The sequence below is a fragment of the Mycobacterium yunnanensis genome, assembly GCF_025823185.1.
Classification (GTDB): Bacteria; Actinomycetota; Actinomycetes; order Mycobacteriales; family Mycobacteriaceae; genus Mycobacterium; species Mycobacterium yunnanensis.
Genome location: NZ_JACKVK010000008.1, coordinates 670,312 through 686,630 on the forward strand (window position 1 = coordinate 670,312; position 16,319 = coordinate 686,630).

Below are 16,319 nucleotides of genomic sequence, written 5' to 3' on the forward strand. Positions count from 1 at the left end.
ATCCACCGACCAACGCAACACCGCGCTACCGGGCTGGCTGCACTTCTACAATCACCACCGAGCCCACTCCGCCATCGGAGGCCGCCCACCAGTCACCAGACTGACCAACCTCCCTGGACATCACAGCTACTGCAGGTGTACACCCCCATGCCGGGCAGAATTCGCGCGAGCAAGGTCGGCAAGTAGCTCGAGAACCGCATGGTGGTGTGAAGACCACGGATCCGCCACTGAGGGGGATCGGTGACGGAGTCCGGGCCTTCTGGGGAGCCGGGGGGGTCCCACGGCGAGGCTAGCGAGATCAGGTGGCTAGCGAGGATTGCGGTGATGAACAGCAGTTGAACGCCCAGCCATCGCATAGCGCGAGGCGCGCTCACTAATCAGGCAGGCACGAAGTACGACGAACATCTTCGGTGCATCGCCAAGTTCGCATGGCGTCGGCAACGCTATTGCGAATGCGAGCGGATGGACGCTGCATCCGTGGGTGTGTGGCATCTCGACGTGCCCGGCGCGAACTGTCCGCGGCCGATTATGGAAATGCCAGGGAACTGAGGTCAGCTGGCAATCTGTTCGCCGCCGCCGAGGCAGACGTGCGACAGGTTGGCAAACGGAAAGTCGCATGTGACACAGGCGCCGTCGGTGCTCTCCGGCACTGGCCGTGGTTGGTGAGGTGCATGAATCAAAGCCCCCCACGCGTTGCCCGGCAGTGTCAGTAGACCATTGATCATCATTTCCCCCGATATCGATCGGCGCAAGCTCCCCCTGGCCGATGAAAGAACATTAGCCCAAGGCAACGCTTCGTGTATCGGGGATAACCCTGGTGTTCTCAGAACGTCGCCGGCCCCGATCGTGTTCCAAACGCGCTGGTCAACGAATTAACCACGCTGATCATTCAGTCTCGGCAAACGTCGAGAATAGGGTTTAGCAGGTGAGCGATCTGGGTTCCGATCTCAGCAAAGACTGCCGGTGATTGACCGATGGGGTCGGGGATGTCGAGGCTGTCGTCCGCGTTCACCGTAGATCTTTTCGCAGCGAGGTCGGCGACGGTTCGTACGCCGTGGTCGGAGATCAATCGAGCAGCCTCCGTGAGTACGAAGGTCCGGTGAAGTCGCTGGGGCGCTAGCGCCAGTACGGCATCTCGGTGCTCCCGCGTCATGGTCAGAATGAGGTCTGCCGCTGAGGCAATCTTTAGGTTGAGCTGTCGCGCGGCAAAGTCGGAATGACTTCCGCCCAATTTATGGAGTACTTGTGCAGCGTCAGGATGGATGGGACGTCCGATCACGGCGCGGGTGCCAGCGCTCGACGTCTCAAACTGTGCCAACCCTCGCTGAGCTCCGGACGCCGCGGCGAGGCGCTCCGCCGTGGGTGATCGGCATATGTTTCCAGTGCAAACGAACAGGACGTGCAGCTCTACTCCTCATATTCGACTCACGACCGCTCACGACCGCACGTTTGGCATATGGGTCCGGTTAGGGGCGCAGAGACGGCCGCGATCACATCGTATTCGGGAGCTTGAGTGAGGTGGGCGTCGGCGACGAATGCTACATGACTTGGCAGTAGTTAGGCTCTGTCGGTGCGACTTTCGGTGAAGACATGTGCTATCGCCGCCGCGGTGCTTGTCGTTGGGTACCTATCGTTACCACTGCTTACCAACCCAATCTCGAATGGTTGGGACTTGCCAGCGAGCCCTCCGGTGTCGCAGCAGTCTGTCGTCACCGACGCCGGACTAACGATGTCGGTGTTGACTGCTTCATCCCGCGATGAAGTTGGCCCGTACGCAGAGGGGCCGTGGGTGGTTGTAACGCTCCACCTACGGAATGGCACTTCAACGCCAAAACTCTTTGCTCCGATGTTTCAACAACTGTTCGTGAATGGGCGGGAATGTGTCGCCAACCAGTTGGCAGGGGAAGTTGCCTATCCAGGCATACCGGCGGCGCAGTCGTTGAAGGCTCAATCGGAGGCCGAGGTCGCGGTCGCCTTTCGAGTCAGCGGCGCTCGCGCCGAGCGGTTCAGCCAAGTTCCCGTGGTCCTTGTGGTCCGAGGAAGTGTCGAATCACCCGGCACGCCGATAGATCTGAACCTGCGCTAGGTGTGAAGCAGGCGAGCGGACGTCCTGTCCGACGCTTCGGAAAGAACGCGACCACCGGTGAGGCGCCGCGAGGGCGTGAAGGCGCGAGGTGTGGTGAGATTGTGGTCGTTGGTTCGGGGTGGGACGCGCCGCAAGTGGGTGCATCATGGTCGCAGGGGGAAGCAATGGGCAGCCGAATAGCTGTTTTTGGCACTGGCTACTTGGGTGCTACGCACGCCGCGTGCATGGCCGAGTTGGGCCACGAAGTGATTGGTGTGGACGTTGACGAAAGCAAGCTCGCAAAACTAGCCGCCGGTGAGGCGCCATTCTTCGAACCGGGCCTGGATGAAGTGCTGCAGGCGAATATCGATGCCGGTCGATTGAATTTTACGTCGTCGTACGCAGAGGCTGCAGAGTTCGCTGACATCCACTTCATCGGGGTCGCAACGCCTCAGCGGCGCGGCGAGTTCGCGGCGGATGTCAATTTCGTTGACTCGGTAGTGGCCACGTTGGCCCCACTGCTCACACGACCTTCTGTGATCTTCGGAAAGTCGACCGTTCCAGTTGGTACAGCGGCCAGGTTGGGCGCGATGGCTCGCGAACTGTCCAGTCTCGGCGACGCGGTGGAAGTCGCCTGGAATCCAGAATTCCTACGAGAGGGCTTCGCGGTGAAGGACACCCTTCATCCAGACCGAATAGTCCTCGGAGTTGATGTGATGACGCCTGGCCGAGCCGAAGAAGCGGCTCGGGAGGTTTATGCCGACATCCTCGCCGAAGGGGTTCCCTTTCTCGTCACTGATCGAGAAACGGCGGAGCTGGTGAAGACGGCCGCAAATGCCTTCTTGGCCACGAAGATATCGTTCATCAACGCCATGGCGGAGGTCTGCGAAGCGGCGGGTGCAGACGTATCCGAACTCGCCGACGCCATCGGCTACGACGCTCGTATCGGTAGGCGGTTTCTCAACGCCGGAATCGGATTTGGCGGCGGATGTCTTCCTAAAGACATCCGCGCATTCATGGCCCGTGCGGGTGAGTTGGGCGCCAATCAGGCCCTTACGTTCCTCCGTGAGGTCGACAGCATCAACATGAGGCGCCGCACCAGGATGATGGAGATGACCAGAGAGGTTGCGGGCGGATCTCTTATCGGCGCGCGAGTGGCGGTTTTGGGTGCGGCCTTCAAACCAGATTCCGACGACATACGAGACTCACCTGCGCTCAACATTGCCGGCCAGATTCAGCTTCAGGGCGCCTCGGTCACCGTTTACGACCCAAAGGCGATTGAGAATTCTCGAACACTCTTCCCGACCTTGGGATATGCCGCAGATGTTCGAGAGGCCTGCGACGGGGCGGACATCACTCTGGTGCTCACTGAATGGGAGGAGTTTCGACGACTTGAGCCAGCGTACCTCGACTCGATAGTCCGCCAGCGAAGAATAATCGACGGTCGGAACTGTCTGGACCAAGCCAAGTGGCGTGGCGCAGGTTGGGAATACCGAGGTGTCGGACGGCGATAGATGCTGCCTCTCGATCAAGCTCCGGCGAGGGGGGATTTAGAGGTCGATGTTCGAACGCTACCGGGCTCTATATCGTCCGGCTGCGGGAGCTAGGTACACCGAACCGGCCTCAACCTCGCCGCCAGTTACGAGCGCCGTAGCTCCGACTACTGCGTCACGTCTGATTAAGGAACCTCGAAGTATGGTGGCGCGGGCAGCGACCCAAGCTCCGTCTTCGATGACAATTGGCCCATTGTCGAACTCAAAGGTGGGCGATCTCCGACTGTGACTGCCGGTGCACAACAGAACGCCCTGAGAAATACACACGTCCGAACCGATGGTGACGGGTTCCAGATTGAGAATCCAGGCGTTCTCGCCTATCCAGCTGTTATTTCCGATCGACAACTTCCATGGCCAATGAATACGCACATTGTGGCGTAGGACTACGCCTTCTCCGATCGTCGCGCCAAAGAGGCGGAGAATCATGATCCTCACCCGACCAGGGCACCACCATCGCATGATTATCGAACCGGAAACCAACAGCCAACAAACTTGCCAGACGACAGATCTTCCACGGCTATACCCGGCGCCGGTAAAACCCGCGAGGCTCCGTCGAACGTGCTCTGCCATGTTCCATCTCCTCTGAGCCGTTGTTGTTGGCATCGCGGCTAGTTTGCGCGTTGGGTACGTCTAAGACTTTTGGGTTCTAATTGCTCCGACGCGACTTCCAGCAGTCGACAGCGGCTGGCTTACGGTGCGGGGACCGCCTGAACCTGCTGAGCTAGCAGCGGCGCTAGCTTCTCCGCGATGTACTGGTGCCCGGCGTCAGTTGGATGGACGCCGTCTTTGCCGATCAAGTCGGGTCTCCCGACAAACCACCCATCCGCGATGGGATCGATGAAGACTGCACCAGCGGCCTGGGCTTCGGCCCTCACGATGTCTCGGGCTTGTAGGACCCCAGGGGATGGGTTGGCATCGACCCACGGCGGGCCGACCACGAACAGTCCTGCGCCCGGCGCCGCGGCGCGCGCATCGCTGAAGGTTCGCCTTACAGCAGAAATCAATTCTGGCGCAGCCACATTCGTATCATTGCGAGAGCCGAAGAACACCACGAGCTTGTCCTTCGGCCTAACAACCGACGGTATCAAGTCGGCGAATACCCGAGCCCGCTGATTCCCAAGCGCGGCGTATCCTGCGCCACTCTCGACGGCGACGTCGGGATCGATCGGGGTGCCCTGCTCCCTAAGCTGCGATGTCACAAGCGAGGGCCAACTTCGAGGGCCCTTGCCTCCCATCGGGGAGCCGCCCGTGTACGAGTCACCGATAATCGCCATGGGGACGCCGGGCTTGGTTTCGACCGAGGGAGGGGCCGTGTACTTTGATGTGTAATCTGGCGGATTCTGTTGACAGCCAATGAGAACCGACATGAGAGTAAGAAGCAGAACGGAAAGATATCGCAAAGCACAACCCCCGGGCCTATCAGTAGTCAACTCTGGCGAAGTCTACGGCACCCGCGGCCGAGGATCTGTGGTCGTGAATTCGTAGCGCACGCTCGATGTGCCAGATCCGGCGAAGAGCGGTAACCGCCCAGTGGTGTGACGTGCACGTGGAGCGGTGTTCCATGGATGCGGTGTCGGGGTGGTGTTGTCTGCCATCCAGGTTCGTCGTCTGTGGTCGGTCGTTGCGACATCGACGGATTGACCGGTTAGCCGTTATCCTGCTGCGACAGCGACAATTTGTTTGGTCCGGGGGGATGAAGTGACAACAACCTATCGACGCAGGTTTGGTCTGAGGACGCGTGTCGAAAGAAGCGCCCAGGCGAATTCGACTGCGAGGGGAGAGGTCGTGCGGTTCGGTCACGCTCCGGCCCAGGGACCTCATAGGACGCCCGATGCAGAATAGTGGACAAAGCACGCGAACCAAAATCAGTGTTTGCGTCTTCATCCCTGATTTCGACTATGGCGGTGCGCAGAAACAGTGCATCCTCTTGCTCAACGAGCTTCAGCGGCGCGACGACGTAGCTGTGACTTTGATTCGCTTCCGGAAGGGGGCCCAGGACCACCTCTTGAAAACCGAAGGCTTGCGGAACGAGTTCGTCGATGTCCGCTCAAATTTTGACGTCCGCGCTATTTTGGCTGTTGGTCGGTTGGTATCAGCATCGCATGCTGACATCATTATGTCTTGGGTCCGCGTATGCGACGTGTATTCATATTTCGTGCGGCTGGGGCACCCGCGCTTGAAATGGGTGCTGACGCAGCGTAATTCGAGCCATCCCAATAACTTGATCTTTCGTGTACGTGATTTCTTGGGTCGAAGGGCGGACGCGATCGCCGCCAATTCTCAAGGGGGTGTCGACTGGTGGAGAGAAAAGAATGCGCTTGGGTCCGTTCATCTCGTCGACAACATCGCCGCGCCTCCACTGGCGCGTAGTTCGGATCGCGTGCCGCGAAGCGTTCTTTATGTGGGCAGGCTAGAGGCGCAAAAAAATGTATTGACGATGATTGAAGCCCTTTTGCGCGTAGTGCAGGCGCAACCTGACGTGACAATATGGATATGTGGCGACGGTGCGTTGCGCGCAGAAATGGAGGCCATAGTAGAGGGGGCTCAAGTCGCTAAAAATGTTTCTTTCCTGGGGTTTAGACCTAATCCGGGCGAGTGGATGGCGAAATCAACTACTGTCGTGAGTTTAAGTAATCACGAAGGTATGCCCAATGTGCTCATGGAGGCCGTGCAAGCAGGTTGCCGCATTGTCGCTTCCGCAATCGCGGAGCACACGAACTTTCTCGGTTCCGACTATCCGTTCCTTGTTCGAAATCATCATGATGCGGATGCTGCGGCACAGTCAATCTTGGATGCCCTGGAAGCGGATGTGTCCCCAAATGAATTGGACCATGCACGCGGGCATTTGGCACGGATGGCGCCACCGGCAGTCGCGGCTAATTACATGGACATCTTCCGAGACGTTACCGCTCGCGGTGCAGCTGAAGCGCGGGGGATCTGACCAAGTGAGCCTAAAGTCATGTCCGCCTCGTAGCACCCGAGTCGTTGTCATCAGCCATGCCTACAATGGGCCCGGTCGGATGGACCCATTCCTGCCCCTGGGCAGGCAGGTGCACCTCACACTCATCGGCCCGGCAACGCACCCCAATGGCCCGCTGGCCGTGCCGGGCAACGGTGATCGGGGCCTCGAAGTTAACGTGATTGCTTTGCGCAGGCTGCACGTGACGGGTTCGCAATTCGCGCTGCGCGGACTCGCGAAAGCTCTAAGTTCGTCAAGACCTGACATCGTCTGCATCGAATACGACCCCTGGCAATTGCAATTCCTCCAGGCCGCCGCGCTTCTAGCAGTGACGCGCTCGACTGCTCGCATTGTGCTGGTAGTGAAGAAGAATACCTTCCGAGAACCTCGGTCGCCCACAGGACGAGCAAAGAGGGCAGTTGCGAAATGGGGAATTGGCAAGGCAAGTGCAATAGTAGTAGCGAGCTCGATGACTCGCGACATGTATATCCGTGATCTAAGCGCCCCAGACTCGAAAATTGTGGTGCAACCACACCTCGCGATCGATACGAAACGATTTGCACCTCACAGTTCAACTGTCAACTCTGAACGTATCAGAATTGGCTTCGTGGGGAAGATCGGACGTACCAAAGGTCTACCCGAGCTGCTATCTGCTTTTGAGGGAATCGAGCGACCTGCTGGGGTAGGGGTTGAGCTTTGGTTAGCTGGTAACTTCGATGACGCGGAAATAGAGCGAAGGGTCGCTTCGACCAGCGATGTGATCTACGCGGGCGCGTTAAATAACAATGACCTGCATCAGTGTCTGCGACAGATCGACGTGTTTGTAATGCCAGCCCGGAAGCTACCCGACCATGAGGAGCACGACGGTCGTGCGGTCCTGGAGGCCATGGCATCGGGCCTACCGTGTGTCGTGAGCGACAGCGGCATTCTGCCCGAATTGGTCTCGCCGCGTGAGGGGCGAGTGTTTCAAGCGGGAAGCGTCTCGCAGTTGAGGTCGTGTCTGCAGGAGCTGGTGGACGATGCTCCGCTCAGGCGGGAGATGGGCGAACGGTCGCGCCAGCGGACGCTAGTCACCGTCAGTCCAGACGTTCTGGCTGCCTCACGGGCTGCTATTTTTGAGAAGACAATAGGGGGAACTGCGTTGAACAGTAGGAATTCAGATGAAGTCGGTTATACGGCCCGGGGCGAGTACTTGGCACAGGATGTCGTGGAAAACTATATCCCTAATCGCTTTAGTGGACGTTTAGGCCGCTACCGCTTCCAACGCGAGCAACGCGCGGTAAACGACTTGATCGCACAAGTGCCGGCGAATGATGTCGACGAGATACTGGACTGCCCGACGGGCATTGGACGATGGCTACCCAATCTGGCGACGCTTGAGCCGCGACGCATTGTGGCAATGGACGTTTCGCCGACCATGCTCGAGCAGGCGCGAACCGTCGCTTTGCCCGGTGTAGCAGTTGACTACCGGGAAGGCGTCGCCGAACAACTTCCGTTCGAGGACCGAAGTGTCGATTTGGTCTTCTGCCACGCACTCCTGAAGCACTTACCGGAATCCGCGCAGGAGCAAGTGATCAAAGAGCTTGCGAGAGTTGCTTCAAAGAATGTGATCGTCACGGCATCGGTTCTACGTGGGCCTGCCGGTGCACTTCGTCGAGTGCGGCGGGCAAAGGGTGCGGTAGCAGTGTCGCGAGGCTCGTTCGAAGCGACTGTCGCGCGGAGCGGATTGCGCGTAGTCGACTCGCGCAAAGCAGCAACTCCGGTCGGCGTTGAGTACTCTTATTTGTTGCGCAAGCTGTAAGGAACCATCCAGCGCAAGCGGCCCTGAAGCCGTTCGTTGCAGCGGTGACGGGCACTTACTTGATCAGACCGGCGACATCACGGATTGCAGCTCCATCGACGATCACCTCTGATAGTTCGATAGCGCCGGCGTTTTGTACGGTGCTCGACTCTTCCACTTTGTCGAACGTGCATTGTTCGAGTTCTACATCGTCGATGGTGGCGCCAGGAATCCCTAGAAGGGTCATCACTTGGTGCGACTCTCGCACGCGCATGTTGCTCACATGGACGTCACGGAGCACGGGTACCTCGGAACCCGTTGAGCCCTCTTCGTATTGAAAGTCCGCCGTCAGCGCCGACTCGCGAATTGTGTTGGCATCGACGTTGCGGACATAGACGTGCTCGACCGTACCCCCGCGTCGAGCGTTACTCTTGACCCGCACCACCCAACCAACGGTGTCGATCGTGCATCCATCAAGGAAAACGAAGCGCGCCCCACCCGAAATCTCACTACCTATCGTCATGGCGCCGTGTCCGTACTTCATGTGGCACGCTTTGATCACCACGTTGACGGTGGGCGTGCCGATGCGACGACCGTCGTTATCTCGACCGGACTTGATTGCAATGCAATCGTCGCCCGTGTCGAATGTGCAGCCCTCGATCAGGACATCGGTACAGCATTCAGGATTGCAGCCATCGTTGTTGGGCCCACGCGACTCAACAGTAACGCTGCGCACCGTTACGTTCGTGCAGAGCACTGGGTGAATAGCCCACATCGGCGACCGCCGGACAGTTAGACCATCCACCGTCACGTTGGCGCAGTCGTAAAACTGAATCAACATCGGCCGCAACATGTCTCCCTCGCCGAAGACGCGTTGCGCAACCGGTATGCCGCGCTCGCCCATACTGTTTAGTCGAGCTGCAGCAGCATCCTGACTCGGGGACCCTGGCGCCCACCCAAATTTCTCGAGACCTTTCCAACGCCACCAATTGTCATTGGAGGCTTGTCCGTCGAGAGTGCCCTTTCCTGTTACGGCGATATTCGTCTTCTGAAATGCGTAGACGCATGGCGAGTAGTTGAAGCATTCGATGCCTTGCCAACGCGTGAACACCGCTGGCAAATAGCGATTGGGGTCGGTAGAGAACTTCAGGGTAGCGCGTTCACCGACGTGGAGATTGACGTTACTCTCGAGATGGACTGGGCCCGTGATGAATACCCCAGGCGGAACATCTACGTAGCCGCCCCCTGAAAGGCCGCATGCGCGAATCGCGGCAGCAATCGCTGCGCTGCTGTCGGTCTCTCCGTCACCCAATGCACCGTAGTCAGCGATGTCGAAGTGCAGGTCTGGGAACGTAGGCGGGACGATGCGCGCCAAGACACCGGGAAGATCGTCCCATGGGGTCTTGACTTCTGAGCTGCCTTGGTTCGAAGAGCAACCTGTCGCGAACGGCGTTGCGGCGGCTAAGGCAATTCCGCCAGCAGCGTAGATCACGAACTTGCGTCGACTTCGGTCCATTGCGGTTGAGCCTCTGTCCATAGATCAATGTTCATCGGCTGGCTCGTCTAGTCGACGATGTCCTCGTCGATCGGTGTCAGCGCCCAGCGGCAATCCAATAATGGTAGCTATCGATTAACGATTTTGCGGCGCGTCGAGGATGAGAGCGTCGTGAAGAACAAGAGGGGCGCCAATACGCCCGTCGAAAGAAGGCCGGCCCCTATGAACTCTGCCAGCCCGGTCGGGTGAATGAAGGTGGCGCCAACGATCGACATCGACAGCACGAGAGCAGCTACGGCTGCGCGCCCTATGGGCCAAGTAGAGCTGTGAATCGCCCTATTGGCCAGTAGGGGAAAGGCAATGCTCCCGACACTTCTGATAGCGCAGATGCTAATGAACATCAGCTCGATGGAGTTCGAGAGTGCGTAGGCGGTGCCCGCCGCGGCCAGCGCGCTCACGGTCATCACCGCGCCAAAGATTACTTTCAATCCGATGTCGAGGCCAGTGTCTTGGATTTGGGTATCGGTACGCATAATCGCAAACTGCACGAAAGTGATCGCCATGATGACATTTACCCCCTGGCCCATGAACTGGTCGTGACCAGCCCACAGCGCGACAAAAGTCCCGTTTAGCAGGATAACCAAGCAGCCAATGCCTGCAGAGAGTGCAATTGTCAACTCACGTGCTTCACGGGCTACCGTTTGAGCTTGTTCCCACTCGCCGACCCCGACCAGCGACCCAAGTTTCGGCATCAGCGAGCTCGTGGTGAGCTGGCAAATGGACAGAGCGAAAGCCGCAACATAGCTGGTAAACGTGTAGCTGGAGACAAACGCTACGCCAGCCAGAGCGCTCAAGACGATCACTTCGGTCGCCAAAGACAGGCGGTTTACGAATGTCCACCCGAGCACCCAGCCGCTAAATTTCGACACACGCCGGATGTCGTCCTTGGATGGTTTGCCATATCCCCACCAACTGACCCGCCTGCGGAGAACGTGGAACGTCAGGACGCCGTTGACACCGGTGCCAACCGCGATAGTGGCTGCGACCCCTTCTGGGCCCCAGCCAAGGTTGGCGGCAACCAACATGGCGGCGTTGGTGATTATTGACACCACCGTTGTGACGTTGACGGAGCGGTAGCCCTGATTAGTGCCAATCAAAACGGCGTCGGGCACTGCAGCCAGCGATAGCAGGACCACATTGATGCCAAGAATGCTCCCGGTGACGTAGACCATCTTGATGTCTTCGTCCGGTACACCGTGCATGAGGGTCGGCAGCAACACGACTATGACAGCACTTACGGCGAGCAAGATCGGAGACCAATAGAGAAGTACAACCAGTGCCGCGCCTACATCCCGCCGCTTTTCCTCGTCGGTGGCGCTTTTGGAACGATGCGCAATCACCCATTTGAGAGATTGCATGGCTCCGCCGTTGGCGGAAGAGCCGACGTCAAGAAGCCGTTGTATTGTCTTCCACGCGCCAAAGTTCGTGTTTCCTAGCGCGTTAAGCAGCAGAGGGTTGATGACGAGTCCAACTATGGCAGTGACTGCCGTATTTAAGTAGTAGGACAGGGCGTTCTTCCGTGCGTTACTCACCACTGCAAACTCGGTGCGTGAAGGTGTCGGGCGAGTCGTTCACTTGCTGATGTCTGAGCATTCAAGACAGTGGTCAACGGGTCTCGCCGTCGAGGACCGACCTCATCCAGCCGACCTGGGCGCGCAGACCGTCCTCGATCTTGGTGAGAGGACGCCAGCCCGTCGCGTTGGTCAGCTTCGAGCTGTCCCCTCCCGTGCGTTGGACATCGCCTTCGACGAAAGGGAGGCGTTTGATCTGCAACTCGTTACCTGTTATCGACGCAAGGATATCGAGCACCTCATTAACGGAACAATTGCTTCCTCCGGATACGTTGAACACAGCGCCGGGTGCAATTTCTGAGTCTGCAGCTGCGAGGTTAGCGGCAACGATATCGCTGACGAACGTGAAGTCGCGTATCTGCTCACCGTCGCCGAATAGGGGAATTTCAGTTCCCTCTAGCGCCGCACGCGTGAACCGCGTGAATGCCATGTCCGGCCGCTGACGGGGGCCGTAAACCGTGAAATATCGCAACGACGCAGTCCTTAGCCCGAAGTTCTCGGCATATAGACAAGCCAGATGTTCGGCGGCCAGCTTCGTCACCCCATATGGGCTCCGGGGTCGTGGAAGCGTAAGTTCGTTGGTGGGGTATGTCTCCGCGGTGCCATAGATCGACGATGAGGACGCATAGATGACCTTGGGTGACCAAGGTGACGCGTGGACGGCCTCTAACAGACGCTGGGTCGCCGCGATGTTGGCCGAGATGTACGCGGCGAAATCATCTCCCCAGGACTTCCGAACTCCCGGTTGGCCTGCCTGATGGAAGATCACATCGACGTCGAGAAGCGCCTCTAGGTCGATCTCGTTGATGTCGCCCTCGACGAATCGGGCGCCTCCATCAGTCAAGGTTGCGACCGTAGCTTTCTTCAGGCTTGGATCGTAATAGTCGGTGAGACTGTCCACGATGACCACGTCGTCTCCACGATCCAGAAGTGCGCGCGACAAGTGCCCGCCGACGAAACCCGCGCCGCCGGTGACTAGTGTTTTCATTTGTTCCCCCTCTGCCTTTTCGGACACCCTAATGTAGGGGGAGATGCAACGACTTGGCGATGTCGCTGCGCCGATGCCCGCTGGCGCAAGCCAGCATTCGAAACAACATGAGTAACTCCGCTGCGGCCGCCGATAACCTGTTCGACTTGTAGGGCCGCAGGGCGCTTGTCCGCAATCGGCTCGCGTTTCGGCATCCCCGGCAGGACGAGCCAGTACGCGTCGCCGGGTGGCCACATTGCCCGCGATGTCGCACTGGCGACCAGGATGTGACTGTTTGCAGCCCAAGGACTTCTACGTCGACCGACTGACATCCAAGACTGATCTACAGCTGCGGCCGCATGTCGGCTTGTGCGAGGTGTTTCCAGTCCCACCCTTCGATTAGTTGCCAATTCGCACCTCCCGCGTTCCAGCGACCTCATGGCGGCTGGGGTTGCTTAAGGCTGCGGGTGAACGCTTCGAATGACCCGAAGGCCGGATCGTCGCACAACGGGCCACGCCCGAACCGCGTGCGTTTGCGCCCATTCAGAGCCAACCCCCTGCCAGGGCCGGTTCAGCGCGACGAAGTTGGAAAAGGTAGACGGGCGACGACAGACGTCAGACGTGAGTTGTCGGCGCCTGTGACGAGTATTGGGCCCCGACCGATACTCTGCATCTCGGCGTAGCGATCAGAAGAACTGTCGCGCAACAGAGTTCGCCTTCTTCAACCACTTGGCTCCCGCTTGCTGCATCCGAACGGCGAACGGCCGGGGGTAGCGGCGCAATGCCAGTCTGTGCCGGAGGGTTGAAACCTGGCCAACATGATTCCCGCCACGTCTGACCAAATCACAACCCGGCGGGCACTGAGGTACTATTCCGGCTCGGGGGGAAGGGTAAATGTGCGACAAACCGGGGGTTACCTTTCGGCTGCTAGTGGCGTAAGCCCGGCGCCGTGGTGGATGGGCATGTCCATGGGCGGCCTTCCGGCCGGCGACGCGAAAGCATTCAGTCCTCGCGAGGGACGCGCTAACCATTCGCTGTGTCGTCGCCGTCGAGTTGCCCACCGCCGATCGACGATCAGGCCTGCGGCATGAAGATCGCCCACTACTCGACTTTCCTCTCGCGATCCGCCGGGGGTCTCTTTTACTCGGTGTCTGGTCTTGCGAATGCACAGGCTGAGGCGGGGGCAGATGTGTTCGTGGTCGGCGGTGCCGACCACTATCTCGAGCTCGACCGAAAACAGTGGCGTAGCGTTGATCTCCGACCGCATCAATTGTCGACGGGTAGTTACGGGCTTAGCCTTCAGGCTTTAAGGGATCTTACGAGGTGTAAGCCGGATTTGATCCACGTGCACGGCATATGGTCAGCAGCATCGCTTTACGCCCGTGTTTTCTCCTCGGCTGGTATCCCGGTCGTCGTCTCGCCACGAGGCATGCTGGATAGATGGATCCTAGCGCGCCGCTCGCCTGTAAAGCGGGTCCACGGAGCTCTCCTCGAGAGGCCCACATTACGCAAAGCGCACGTCCATGCCCTTAATTTGTCGGAATACGAGTCGGTAAAGCGATACCTGCCGGCCGCCGCCGCACGGACTTTCGTGGTTCCCAACGGAGTTAGTGAACACACTGATAAAGAACCACGTAAGCGTACAGGCGTGTTATACATTGGACGGTTGCATGCTAAAAAGCAGGTTATCGAGCTTGCGCGCCACTGGCGGTCGACGCCGGACCTGCAAGATATCGAGCTTACAATTGCGGGCTGGGGCGATTCGGATTACGAGGGGCGACTTGTAGAAGAAATTGCTGGCGTCGACAACGTGCGTTTCGTTGGGTCGTTGTACGGGGAGGAAAAGAGAATAGCGCTAAGTTCAGCTCGGTTCTTCATTCTCCCTTCATTGAGTGAGGGTCTACCAATGGCAGTTCTTGAGGCCCTGCAGGCGGGCGCGATACCGGTCATAACCGATAAATGTAATCTGCCCGAGGTCCTTGACGCCGGTGTCGCTCTTCGCATCAAGACCAACTTTGAAGATACTGCGAAAGTGGTTACTGACGCTGAACGGCGGTCGGAAGAGGATCTTGCGCGCCTTTCGGCCGCTGGGCGGGAATTCTCACGCCGATATCTGTGGCCCAGCATCGCCCAGCAGATGGCCGCTCACTATGACTCGATCTTGGCGGGTAGCCGGCCATGAGCCCGTCGTTCAGGCAACGAGGTACCGCGGGCAACTCTGCAGGCCCGGGTCGGAGGCAAGACCGTCCGGCGGTCCTAACCATGGCCCAAATGCCGAGATGCTTCTCGACGGCCCCGGCGGTCCTCGAGTGATGCCTTGTTCGTTTGAAACACGAGCCAACGCGTGAGTCCGCTGGGGGTGAAGAGATGAGCGGGACCCGAACTGGATACGTGCTAGGAAACAACTCAACTGGTAAACGGATTCCCTTAGCCGAAATTTGGGTTGTCCTGGTACTTCTAGTTGTCTATTTCAACGTCTCAGCCGGAATTGACAACACGGTAGTGTGGGTGTGCCTAGTCCTGCAGTACGCTTTGATGGTTGGATCAATTTTTAGGCCGCAACGAATATATCGCAATATTCCGACATTTATGTCTGCGGAATTCTTCTTTTTGTTCTTCTCGTACTTGATCTTTTTTTACCCATACCAACTTCACGTGCTTGGGATATATGGTGTTTCGCAGAGTCACTACTTTCCTGGAAAGACGTTCGCAGACGAATCAAATCACGCCATCATTTTATCGGTGATAGCAATGGTTTCGTTCAGGGCTGGGTTCCGGGCGCTAAATTCGCGTCGGGCCCAGCCGGCAAATAACGAACTGGGCCGCCTAGATTTGGTATCGGCGCACGCTTTGGCAATCCCCGTGTTCATGCTGCAATTAGTTCTTCTCATCGGCTATCGCGTGGCCGGGTGGAGGGCTGCTGGCGAAGGCCGATATACCGACTCCACGACAGGCGGGTCCTTCGCAGAAGGCGTATATTTGGGAATCACCGTGCTATCGATGGTGGCGATGGCAGTTTGGGTATTTCCGCCCTCGAAAGAACAGCCGAAGCGGTCAGTCTTCGTGACCCTCTCAGTTATCTTATCGATTGGGTGGGCTGTTCGTCTCCTCTTGGCTGGTGATCGAAATGCGTTTTTGCTCATCGCAATCGTGGCTGTAGGCGGTTTTTTCACCTTCCGATTTCGTGCAGGCCGATGGGCGCTGCTGGCGCTCTGTGTCTTTGCCTTGACGTTGTATAGCGCGGTCGAGCAATTTCGCCGGGGTCAGACGGACTCGTTGGTTGACCTCGTCTTTACTAGTGACGCATCAACGGCAAGCTCGAGAGACGGCGACACCAGTTTCAACATCAGCACAATCTCATTGCGTGCCGCACTTGCTGCAGTTCCAGACCGTGTCGATTACGGGTACGGAGTTTACAAACTTGTAGGTTTCGCTGGAGTCTTGCCATTCATACGCGGATTTTTGGTGCCAGACGACATGAAGTTCACGTCCAGTTCGGATGTGCTGAACGCAGTCTTGCTCGGCCCCTCGCCCACCTGGGGCGTGGGTACCAACGTCATCGCCGATGTCTACATGGACTTCGGGCTGCTGAGCGTTCCCGTGCTCTTGTTCTTGCTTGGTCTCGGAGTTGCCCACGCGCAAAATGCCGTCACTCGGCGTCCGTCGTCGCTGTGGCGGGCTACGTTCTACCTGACTACGTTCGCACTGGTGGCGCAGATGCCACGCTACGCATTGTCGTTTCCGGTGAGACCACTGCTTTGGGTGTTGTTACTTTTCTGGGCGACCTTTTGGTTGTCGCCGGTGTTGGCAGGGCGACGGCAAAAGCTGGAGCCTGTGGATGAGGCCGTCACCCCATGACCCTAAGACCC

The 16,319-nt window shown here is 58.3% G+C and carries 12 protein-coding genes and 1 pseudogene; 7 read left to right on the top strand and 6 right to left on the bottom strand.

Annotated features, from left to right (window positions below; all coding sequences use genetic code 11):
- A pseudogene (locus tag H7K45_RS13230) lies at positions 1–124 on the top strand (IS481 family transposase); the annotation flags it as partial.
- A gap of 765 nt (positions 125–889) precedes the next feature.
- Here the strand turns inward: H7K45_RS13230 and H7K45_RS13235 are convergent.
- Positions 890–1,405 carry an arsenate reductase/protein-tyrosine-phosphatase family protein gene (locus H7K45_RS13235; RefSeq protein ID WP_263996992.1) on the bottom strand — a complete coding sequence of 172 codons (516 nt, stop codon included), beginning with the start codon at positions 1,403–1,405 and terminating at the stop codon, positions 890–892.
- Between the two features lie 441 nt (positions 1,406–1,846).
- On the opposite strand from H7K45_RS13235, the gene H7K45_RS13240 reads away from it, so the two are divergent.
- Together H7K45_RS13240 and H7K45_RS13245 are read left to right on the top strand one after the other, a co-directional pair.
- The gene (locus H7K45_RS13240; protein WP_263996257.1) at positions 1,847–2,086 is read left to right on the top strand and encodes a hypothetical protein; all 240 of its coding nucleotides are present in this window, start codon (positions 1,847–1,849) and stop codon (positions 2,084–2,086) included.
- Positions 2,087–2,250: 164 nt separating this feature from the next.
- Entirely contained in the window at positions 2,251–3,579 is a 1,329-nt protein-coding gene (locus tag H7K45_RS13245) for a UDP-glucose dehydrogenase family protein (protein WP_263996258.1), read from the top strand.
- Between the two features lie 57 nt (positions 3,580–3,636).
- Here the strand turns inward: H7K45_RS13245 and H7K45_RS13250 are convergent, their stop codons facing one another.
- Entirely contained in the window at positions 3,637–4,221 is a 585-nt protein-coding gene (locus tag H7K45_RS13250) for a DapH/DapD/GlmU-related protein (RefSeq protein ID WP_308206406.1), read from the bottom strand.
- Between the two features lie 86 nt (positions 4,222–4,307).
- Positions 4,308–5,018 carry an SGNH/GDSL hydrolase family protein gene (locus tag H7K45_RS13255; protein ID WP_263996260.1) on the bottom strand — a complete coding sequence of 237 codons (711 nt, stop codon included), beginning with the start codon at positions 5,016–5,018 and terminating at the stop codon, positions 4,308–4,310.
- Between the two features lie 431 nt (positions 5,019–5,449).
- Between H7K45_RS13255 and H7K45_RS13260 the strand changes: the two genes are divergently transcribed.
- Both H7K45_RS13260 and H7K45_RS13265 read left to right on the top strand, forming a co-directional pair.
- Positions 5,450–6,559, top strand: a complete 1,110-nt coding sequence (locus H7K45_RS13260; protein ID WP_263996261.1) for a glycosyltransferase — start codon at positions 5,450–5,452, stop codon at positions 6,557–6,559.
- A gap of 79 nt (positions 6,560–6,638) precedes the next feature.
- Positions 6,639–8,378 carry a glycosyltransferase gene (locus H7K45_RS13265; protein ID WP_263996262.1) on the top strand — a complete coding sequence of 580 codons (1,740 nt, stop codon included), beginning with the start codon at positions 6,639–6,641 and terminating at the stop codon, positions 8,376–8,378.
- A gap of 55 nt (positions 8,379–8,433) precedes the next feature.
- Here the strand turns inward: H7K45_RS13265 and H7K45_RS13270 are convergent, their stop codons facing one another.
- The 3 genes from H7K45_RS13270 to H7K45_RS13280 form a co-directional block, all read right to left on the bottom strand.
- Complete coding sequence (locus tag H7K45_RS13270) at positions 8,434–9,849, bottom strand: glycoside hydrolase family 28 protein (RefSeq protein WP_263996263.1); 1,416 nt, start codon at positions 9,847–9,849, stop codon at positions 8,434–8,436.
- Positions 9,850–9,980: 131 nt separating this feature from the next.
- The gene (locus H7K45_RS13275) at positions 9,981–11,444 is read right to left on the bottom strand and encodes a lipopolysaccharide biosynthesis protein (RefSeq protein ID WP_263996264.1); all 1,464 of its coding nucleotides are present in this window, start codon (positions 11,442–11,444) and stop codon (positions 9,981–9,983) included.
- A 73-nt stretch (positions 11,445–11,517) separates the two neighbouring features.
- Positions 11,518–12,471: an NAD-dependent epimerase/dehydratase family protein gene (locus H7K45_RS13280; protein ID WP_263996265.1), complete on the bottom strand. Its 954-nt coding sequence runs from the start codon at positions 12,469–12,471 to the stop codon at positions 11,518–11,520.
- A 1,066-nt stretch (positions 12,472–13,537) separates the two neighbouring features.
- Here H7K45_RS13280 and H7K45_RS13285 point away from each other — a divergent pair.
- Together H7K45_RS13285 and wzy are read left to right on the top strand one after the other, a co-directional pair.
- Positions 13,538–14,632, top strand: a complete 1,095-nt coding sequence (locus tag H7K45_RS13285; RefSeq protein ID WP_372512535.1) for a glycosyltransferase — start codon at positions 13,538–13,540, stop codon at positions 14,630–14,632.
- 185 nt (positions 14,633–14,817) lie between these two features.
- Positions 14,818–16,308 carry an O-antigen polysaccharide polymerase Wzy gene (wzy, locus tag H7K45_RS13290; RefSeq protein WP_263996266.1) on the top strand — a complete coding sequence of 497 codons (1,491 nt, stop codon included), beginning with the start codon at positions 14,818–14,820 and terminating at the stop codon, positions 16,306–16,308.
- Positions 16,309–16,319 lie beyond the last annotated feature (11 nt).